The sequence below is a fragment of the Streptomyces durbertensis genome, assembly GCF_014156695.1.
GTDB lineage: Bacteria > Actinomycetota > Actinomycetes > Streptomycetales > Streptomycetaceae > Streptomyces > Streptomyces durbertensis.
On record NZ_WMLF01000722.1, the window covers coordinates 1 to 1540 of the forward strand.

Annotated in this window: 1 protein-coding gene; it reads left to right on the forward strand. The window is 72.2% G+C overall.

Features of this window, described 5'->3' with window-relative positions; translation table 11 throughout:
- Window positions 1-51 precede the first annotated feature (51 nt).
- A complete protein-coding gene (locus GL263_RS26270; RefSeq protein ID WP_228456847.1) occupies window positions 52-1299 on the forward strand; it encodes a zinc-dependent metalloprotease in 1248 nt (415 codons plus the stop codon).
- The last annotated feature ends 241 nt before the right edge of the window (window positions 1300-1540 follow it).

Here is a 1540-nt window from a genome sequence, read left to right on the forward strand (position 1 = left end):
GGGTTGTCCACAGGCTCCGCGCGGGTGCGGCGGACGCCGTACGGTGAAGTCATGACGAGTATGGGGAGCACAGGCGGCGACGAGGGCCGGAGCGAGGGCGGCGGCGTGAACCCCCCGAACTCCGGGGCCCCCGGCGGGAACGGGCGTACGCGGGACGCCGATGCCGCCGCGCGGACGGTCGACTGGGAGCTGGCGACGGCGACCGCGATCCGGATGGTCCGTCCGGGGCCGCAGGTCACCCGGGCGGAGGCCCGGGCCGTGGTGGCGGAGCTGCGCGGCCACGCGCGGTCCTCGGAGGAGCACGTGCGCGGCTTCACGGGCCTGGTGCCGACGGGCGCGGCGGCGGACACGCCAGTGCTGGTGGTCGACCGGGCCAGCTGGATCCGGGCGAACGTGGCCGGTTTCCGGGAGCTGCTCACGCCGCTGCTGACGAGGATGCGGGAGCGCCGGGCGAGAATGCCCGGGGGCGTGCTGCTCGGCGCGGTCGGCGGGAAGATCACCGGCGTCGAGGTGGGGATGCTGCTGTCGTTCATGGCCTCCCGGGTGCTCGGCCAGTACGAGACGTTCGCCCCGCCGCGGCCCGGCCTGCCCGGCGGCCCCGGCGGCGGCCGGCTGCTGCTGGTCGCGCCGAACATCGTGCACGTCGAGCGGGAGCTGGACGTGGACCCGCACGACTTCCGGCTGTGGGTGAGCCTGCACGAGGAGACGCACCGCACGCAGTTCACCGCCGTGCCGTGGCTGCGGGACCACCTGGAAGGCGAGATCCAGGCGTTCCTCGGCGAGACGGAGCTGGATCCGTCACTGCTCATGGAGCGGCTGCGGGAGATCGCGCAGAACGTCACCGGCGCCCGCCCGGAGGGTGAACGTGGCGAAAGCGATGCTGACGGCGCCGACCGGGGCGGCCGGGGCATCGCCGATCTGGTGCAGTCGCCGGCGCAGCGGGACATCCTCGACCGGCTGACGGCGGTGATGTCCCTGCTGGAGGGGCACGCGGACTACGTGATGGACGGTGTCGGGCCCGAGGTCGTGCCGTCGGTCACCGAGATCCGGGAGAAGTTCCAGAAGCGGCGCCAGGCCGGTGCGGGGCGGCTCGACCAGGTGCTGCGCAAGGTGCTCGGGCTGGACGCGAAGCTGCGTCAGTACAAGGATGGCGAGCGCTTCGTCCGGACGGTGGTGGACGAGGTCGGCATGACGGGGTTCAACCGGGTGTGGACGTCCCCGAACACACTGCCGACACGGGCGGAGATCGCCAAACCGGCGGACTGGGTCGCAAGGGTGCACCGGAGTCCCGAACCGTGAGCCCGAAATGACCTGTGAATCACCCTTCCGAGGGACCGTCGGGCCGTCGGCGCGCGTGCGATGCTCTGAGCAGTCCTCCATCTCTGTCACCATCGACGCACTCAGCGTGACAATCGCTTGTGCCGGCCTCGCCGTACCACGGGCCGGCCGCCCCGCCTTCCCGAGGAAGTGAAACGGACATGGGTCCACATCCCACGGTCGCCGCGATACGCCTGGCGGTTCGCCGCGTTCTCCACGACGT

Excerpts from the sequence above, each read along its gene's own strand:
- GL263_RS26270 (WP_228456847.1), top strand. The coding sequence starts at position 52 with ATGACGAGTATGGGGAGCACAGGCGGCGACGAGGGCCGGAGCGAGGGC.